This window comes from Protofrankia sp. CiP1_Cm_nod1 (assembly GCF_920888515.1).
GTDB lineage: Bacteria > Actinomycetota > Actinomycetes > Frankiales > Frankiaceae > Protofrankia.
Genome location: NZ_CAKKTM010000273.1, coordinates 1 through 6,319, shown reverse-complemented (window position 1 = coordinate 6,319; position 6,319 = coordinate 1). Strand labels below are relative to the sequence as shown.

Here is a 6,319-nt window from a genome sequence, read left to right as displayed (position 1 = left end):
GGGCGGTGGCGGCCGCGGGCGCGCCGGGCAGCCCGTCCCCGGGCGCGACGCAGCCGCGGCCACAGCCCGCCGTGACGGCGGCTGGGACCGCGCGCGTTCTTTCCGGGGATACGGCGGTCACGGTGGGTGGCGGGCTCGTGCTGTCGACGGGTGTCGTCGACCTGGGGGCGGTCAACTCCTCGGCGGCCGTGGAACTGCGCAGCACCGGCCGCGAGCCCGTCGGCTTCCGGTTCGCCGCCACGCCGTCCTGGCTGTCCGTCGCGCCGGCCACCGGCACGGTCGCGGCGGGTGATCGCAGGGCCGTCACCGTCACGCTCGACCGGTCCGCCGCGCCGGCCGGCGTGCTGGACACCTCGGTCGCCGTCGCCACCGTCGGCGGCGACGGGAAGGGCGGGACGCTGCGGGTGACCGCGGTGGTCTCCGGCCCGCCGGCCATCGACGTGCTGACCGTCGCCCCGGCCGTTGTGCGCACGACGGGATGCCCGGCCGCGGCCGGGCCGACGGTGTCCACGGTGTCGGTGCGCGCGACCGATTCCACCGGCGTCTTCCGGGTGGACCTGGTCGCCCACCTGCCCGACGGGAGGACGGCCACCAGCGCACTGAGCCTGGGTGAGGCCGCCGAGCAGTGGTCGGTGTGGTCGGGGCCGGTCGGGCCGTCGGCGGTCCCGGGCCCGCTGTCGTTCAGCGTCACCGTCACCAGCCTCGACGGGCTGCGCGCGCAGTCCAGCGGCTCGCTTGAGGTCGGCTCCTGCCCGGCCGCCGAGCCGACCGCCGCCGGGCCGGCCGGCGCGGGCTGACAGCGCCGGGACTGACGGCCCCTGGCTGACGGCCCCTGGCCTGACGGCCCCGGGGGTGACGACGCGGCGCGGCCGGTGTCCCGGGCGGCCGCCGTGGGCCGTACGCGCGGGGCGACAGGTGAGTGCGCGCAGGGTGTGTGTACGGGCGTGTCCCGCGCAGTCTAGGCTTTCACCCATGGCATCGGTGTCGTTGTCCAAGGGCGGCAATGTATCCCTCAGTAAGGTCGCCCCCAACCTCCGTGCGGTGACCGTCGGTCTCGGCTGGCAGGTACGCCAGACCTCCGGCGCCGACTATGACCTCGACGCGAGCGCGATCGTCGTCGACGACCGCGGCAAGGTTCTCTCCGACCAGTATTTCGTGTTCTTCAACAACCTGGTCAGCCCGGACGGGGCGGTGAAGCACCTGGGCGACAACCTTGTCGGTGGCGGTGGCGGGGACGACGAGCAGATCACGGTCGAACTGTCCGCGCTCGCGCCGCAGGCGTCCAAGGTTGTCTTCGCGGTGTCGATCTATGACGCGGATGTTCGCCGGCAGACCTTCGGCCAGGTGCGGAACGCTTTCATCAGGGTGAGCGACTCGACCACCGGTACGGAGATCGCCCGTTATGATCTTACCGAGGACGCGTCCACGGAAACCGCGATGATCTTCGGTGAGCTCTATCGGTATTCCAGTGAATGGAAGTTCCGCGCGGTGGGCCAGGGATACGCCTCGGGCCTGCGGGGAATCGCCCTCGACTTCGGCGTCAACGTCTCCTGACCGGCTGCTGTCCCGACCGTTGGCGTTGGTCAGCAGGAAAGCCGAGGTGTTCGGCGGGCCAGGTGGGCGCCTCCGTGGAGGATAACTCTTACGGATGAGAACTCTTACGGAGACGCCCGCTGTTTTCGCCCGCTGTTGTCCGCCTGAAGGGCCGCCGGCGGTGCGCTGATGTTTTTCGCGCCGCCGGCGGCCCAGGGCCTCGGGCCCCTCTACGGCGATGTCAGGTGGTCGGGGCCGGCGTCAGGAGTCCCGATGACTGCGCGCCGATCGTGGCGGCCGGGCCGCCGGTGACGGACGACCCCTGGAGATCGTCCCGCCATGCCAAGGAATGCCGGTGGAGAGCGATGTTCTGGGGGGTCGCCGTGGGCTTTTCCTTGAAGACGAATGCCCGGCGCAGATCGGCATGGCGGTTCTCGGTGAAGAAGTTGACAGCCATCCGGCTCAGCTCACGGGTGCGGTAGACCTCAAGAGGCATCTCGGCCTCGTCGGCGGCGAGCCGTGAGGTCTTGGCGTCCAACGCCTCCTGCCAGCCCGCGCCGGCCAGTTCGCTGGCGAGGGCCAGCAGGGCGTCGTCGTACTCCGACGGCTCACGGGGGAGCAGCCGGTCCACCAGGCCCATGTCGGCCGCTTCCACGTCACCGACGGGAAGGCACTCGGTGGTCAGCGTCGCCGCGGCATCCTTACCGACTCGTCGTGGCAATGTGTACGTCCAGTATTCGGATCCGTACAGTCCCATGTTGTCGTAGTGCGGGTTGAGTACCACTCCGGTACGGGCGGCAACCAGGTCTGCGCCGAGTGCGAGCATGATGCCGCCGGCGCCGGCGCTGCCCGAGATGCCCGCGACCACGAGCTGGCTGGTGCAGGTGATGATGGCCTGGCACAGGTCGTCCATCGCGTCGATGTTCGTCCAGGCGGCGGTCGCGGGCCGTTCGGCCGCCTCGATCACGTTCAGGTGGATGCCGTTGGAGAAGAAGGTGTCACCGCCGCGCAGCACGATCACACGGGTGTCCTGCTGGCTCGCCCAGGTGAACGCGGCGAGCAGCCGGCGGCAGTGCTCCGTGGACATGGCGCCGTTGTAGAAGTCGAAACTGATCCACCCGACGGGGCCGTGACGGTGGTAGCGCACGTCCCGGCCGGTCTCCGGGCCGGGAGCCTCCGACGTCGCCACCGGCAGCGGCTGGACGTGGTCGGCCAGCACCAGGTTGGCCGGGAGTTTGGGCTGGCTGGCGCGGCGGAGGTGCCCGATCCACACCGCGCCGTCAACGGTGGGCACCAGCACGGCGCCGTCCCGCCGGGACAGCAGGGTGTTCTCGCGCTCACCGTCGCGGGCCCGCGTGGCGGTGAACGCGACGGCCGGGCTGGCGTCGAAGGCGCGTAGCTGCTCGCCGAACAGCAGGCAGGGGGCGCCTGGTGAGCCGTCCGATGCCGCCACCTTGCGCAGGACGTCGCTGGTGGTGTCGGTGTCCCAGTCGATGCGCCGGTCGTCGGCGCGGGTGGAGGGCCGCAGCCTGCCGCGCAACCGGTGTGCCGGGATGCTGTCGAGCGGTGTGGGCACGAATCCGACGACCTGTGCCTTGTCGACCACGTCGTGGATGACGGCGATGGCCGCGTCGGTGACCGGCCCGTTGTAGAGTGCCGACTTGCTGATGCCGAGTGGGACGGCGAACTCACGGGCCGACCAGATCGGCCCGGCGTCCATCTCGGCGACGGCCTGCAGAGCCGTGACTCCCCAGGTCGACGCCCCTTCCAGAATGGCCCAGTCGAGCGAGGACGGCCCGCGGTCACCGACCGGCCCCGGGTGGATGATGATCGTCTGTCGGGTCATCCAGATGTCGTCCGGTACCCGTTCGCGCAGGAAGGGGCATATGATCAGGTGAGGATCGGACAGCCGGACGGCCTCGCGTATCGTTTCCGCGCTGAGCGCGAGCTCGACCGTCACACGGTGGCCCGCGCGCTGTAACTCGACCCATGCCCGCTGGGTGAGCCCGTTGAACGCGGACGAGAGTAGAAGAATCTTCATTTTCTTTCCTTGTCAGAGGTCAGATCGAAACTCCGAACGGGTTTTCGGGTGAACCTGCTCTCCCGTGATCGGGATATGGGGGTGCGTGGATCCACGGGCTGGCCCCGCGACGGGTGGCGGCTCCCGGCGCGATGATCGCCGCTGGCGGCCGTGTCACCGTCCCGGAGGTCGCGACACGCGGTGGCTCTGCCTGGGCAGACCGAGTTCCTCGAGGTCCGCGATGGAGGAGGGCGGGACGGAGGAGGGGGTCACCTGCGCGGTTACGGCACCGGCGTCGGCGGTGGATACCGGCTGGTGTGAGCGCGCCGCGGCACGCGGTGCGGGACCGCGGCCAGCACGAGAAAAGCTGGCGTGGGCAGGCTTTTCCGAGCGGATGGCGGCGAGGTAGTGATGATCGGGTATGGGGGCGCCGATCCCGCCGGTCGCGGCGAAGATGATGAACATCAGAACGATGGACGCGGTGAAGGTGGTGATGGTCCCCATGGCGAAAGGATCGACGCCGTGCGGCCGTGGCACGGCGGGGTCGGCGGTGACCCGCGTGGCTGCCATGCCCGTGTAGTGCATCCCGCACACCGCTACCGCCATGATCACCGATGCGACGGCGCGCCGGCCGACACCACCGATGTGGAACGCGATCCAGAAGGCGGCTGTCGAGGCCACGACGGCGATGACAACGGACAGGCCGACCAGCGGCGTCACGTAGCTGATCGCCCCTTGGGTGTGCATCGCGTACATGCCGGTGTAATGCATGGCGGCGACACCGGCTCCCGCGACCGTTCCGCCGACGAGCAGCCGCTGGAGGCTGTCGGGATCGGCGGCTACCACCGTAAGCCCGACGCCGGCCACGACCACGGCGATGAGCAGCGACAGGCTGGTGACCACCTCGTTGAACGTGATCCCCAGCTCGATACGGTAGGCGACCATCCCGACGAAGTGCATCGACCAGATCGCGCACCCGCCCAGCGACACGGCCGTGAGAGTCATCCACGCCAGCCGGCTGGTGCCGGTGGCCGTACGTAAGCGGACCGCGCACGCCAGGGCCGCGAACGAACCGAACGCGGCGAGAAGGAAGGACAGCAGGACGAACACGGGGTCGTACGAAGCGTGCAGATGCTCTGCTGCGGCACTGACTGATCCCATCCAACCCCCAGGAGTTCGCCATGTGACACCCAGGGGGCTGCCGGGTAACGGCATCTGATCAGCAGCCTCCGGATCTTCCGACGGGGCAACTATAGCCCGACCGGGGCCAGCCAAGTGATGGGTTTCACGCCAAAATAAGTTATCTAATTGAATTATTTCAGGACTAACTATAGTTAAAAGAGATTTTTATGGACAAAGCGTCATGAGACGAAAAATCTTACTTTGGCAGCCAAAATATTCACTTTAAGTGATGCCTCTGGGGTGGATGGCCCGGGCGACGACCGCTGGCCCGCTGGCAGGCGTCGGCCGTCGGCAGGCCGGAGGCAATGCGATGCGATCATGTTTTCCGCGCCCGTGGCTCCTGCCGGGCCCGGCAGCCGGTCCGGGAGGCCCGGGAGGCCCGGGTCCCCGGGCCACTACGAGGCGCGACTGGCCGGATGACGACGGTGCGCGACCACCATCACCCGGACGGACAGCGTGTTCGCGTCCACCTGGTAGAGAATCCGCCAGGACGGGCCGGTCGCCTCCCACATCGTCGAACGCGACTCCGACAGGGGCGTGCCCGCCCGGCGCGGGTCGTTGCGCAGCGGGCCGCCCAGGAACCGGCGGATCTCACTGGCGGTCCGGTCGGGCAGCCGTTGCAGGTCGCGCTCGGCCGATGCCGCGACTGTCACCTCGTGGCGGGCGCTCATACCGCCACGCCGTTCATCCGTGGGCGTGACGAGCACGGGGCCGGCACGCGTGTCCGGTTCTTCACATGGTGATCGTAGAAGTCCCCGCCGCCGGCCGCCGGGGTTTCCGGCCAGGCGGGCGAAAAGGGCGGGACCACTTCGCCTCCCGCCACAATCTGTGATGGAACCTGTGACGGCGCGGCAGCCCGTGACGGCGCGACGGGACCGGCGGCGACGGACATGACGCCAAGGCTACTCATGTCACTCAACGTCCGGTGTCACTCAACGTCCAGCCGCCGCTCGGGCACCTGCCGGGCGCGGCCCGGCGCCGGCGTGGCTGCTGGTCCCCACCCGCCCGCAGGATCTCCGGCACGGTCATTCCTCCGGCAGCCTTCGGCAGCCAAGGAATGACCGTGCCGGTGTCACGGGTTGGTGCCGGGTGTGCGCTACGGAACCGACGAGATCATCCGACGGATGCTGGCCGACACGAAGGTCTGGGCGGTGGTGGGGCTGTCACAGAACACCTCCCGGGTCGCCTACTCCATCGCGGCCTATCTGCGCGCGCACGGCAAACGGGCCGTTCCGGTCCACCCGTCCGCGCCTGTGGTCGCGGGTGAGCAGGGCTACGCCTCGCTGACCGAGATCCCGTTCCCGGTGGACGTGGTGGACCTCTTCGTCCGCTCGGAGCTGGTCGGCCCGGTGGTCGACGACGCGGTCGCCATCCGTGCCGGAGGGATCTGGATGCAGCTCGGTGTCCGCGACGACGCCGCCGCGCGGCGGGCGGAACGGGCCGGACTGCCCGTCGTCATGGACACCTGCCCCCGCATGGAGGCGCCCCGCCTGGCCGGCTGGGCACCCTGACGGCCCTCCCCGGTCACCGGCCGCGCCCCCTGGCCGCCCCGCGTACCCGGGTGCCCGCACGGCGGCTGGAGTG

At 69.8% G+C, this 6,319-nt stretch carries 6 protein-coding genes; 3 read left to right on the top strand and 3 right to left on the bottom strand.

Features of this window, described 5'->3' with window-relative positions:
- The coding region (locus NBX02_RS12625) for a hypothetical protein (RefSeq protein ID WP_250291470.1) at nt 1–797 on the top strand (797 nt) is incomplete at its 5' end.
- Nucleotides 798–972: 175 nt separating this feature from the next.
- Nucleotides 973–1,554, top strand: a complete 582-nt coding sequence (locus NBX02_RS12620) for a TerD family protein (RefSeq protein WP_250286157.1) — start codon at nt 973–975, stop codon at nt 1,552–1,554.
- A 220-nt stretch (nt 1,555–1,774) separates the two neighbouring features.
- Here the strand turns inward: NBX02_RS12620 and NBX02_RS12615 are convergent, their stop codons facing one another.
- The 3 genes from NBX02_RS12615 to NBX02_RS12605 all read right to left on the bottom strand — a co-directional run bounded on the left by NBX02_RS12615 (nt 1,775) and on the right by NBX02_RS12605 (nt 5,406).
- Nucleotides 1,775–3,574 carry a hydrogenase maturation protein gene (locus tag NBX02_RS12615; RefSeq protein WP_250291468.1) on the bottom strand — a complete coding sequence of 600 codons (1,800 nt, stop codon included), beginning with the start codon at nt 3,572–3,574 and terminating at the stop codon, nt 1,775–1,777.
- Between the two features lie 153 nt (nt 3,575–3,727).
- Nucleotides 3,728–4,714 (bottom strand): MHYT domain-containing protein, encoded by a 987-nt coding sequence (locus tag NBX02_RS12610; RefSeq protein WP_250291466.1) that lies wholly within the window; start codon nt 4,712–4,714, stop codon nt 3,728–3,730.
- Between the two features lie 416 nt (nt 4,715–5,130).
- Nucleotides 5,131–5,406 (bottom strand): type II toxin-antitoxin system RelE family toxin, encoded by a 276-nt coding sequence (locus NBX02_RS12605; RefSeq protein ID WP_250286151.1) that lies wholly within the window; start codon nt 5,404–5,406, stop codon nt 5,131–5,133.
- Between the two features lie 453 nt (nt 5,407–5,859).
- On the opposite strand from NBX02_RS12605, the gene NBX02_RS12600 reads away from it, so the two are divergent.
- The gene (locus NBX02_RS12600) at nt 5,860–6,246 is read left to right on the top strand and encodes a CoA-binding protein (protein ID WP_445548399.1); all 387 of its coding nucleotides are present in this window, start codon (nt 5,860–5,862) and stop codon (nt 6,244–6,246) included.
- The last annotated feature ends 73 nt before the right edge of the window (nt 6,247–6,319 follow it).

Coding starts and splice junctions, on each gene's coding strand:
- NBX02_RS12605 (WP_250286151.1), bottom strand. CDS start 5,406: ATGAGCGCCCGCCACGAGGTGACAGTCGCGGCATCGGCCGAGCGCGAC.
- NBX02_RS12600 (WP_445548399.1), top strand. CDS start 5,860: ATGCTGGCCGACACGAAGGTCTGGGCGGTGGTGGGGCTGTCACAGAAC.
- NBX02_RS12620 (WP_250286157.1), top strand. CDS start 973: ATGGCATCGGTGTCGTTGTCCAAGGGCGGCAATGTATCCCTCAGTAAG.
- NBX02_RS12610 (WP_250291466.1), bottom strand. CDS start 4,714: ATGGGATCAGTCAGTGCCGCAGCAGAGCATCTGCACGCTTCGTACGAC.
- NBX02_RS12615 (WP_250291468.1), bottom strand. CDS start 3,574: ATGAAGATTCTTCTACTCTCGTCCGCGTTCAACGGGCTCACCCAGCGG.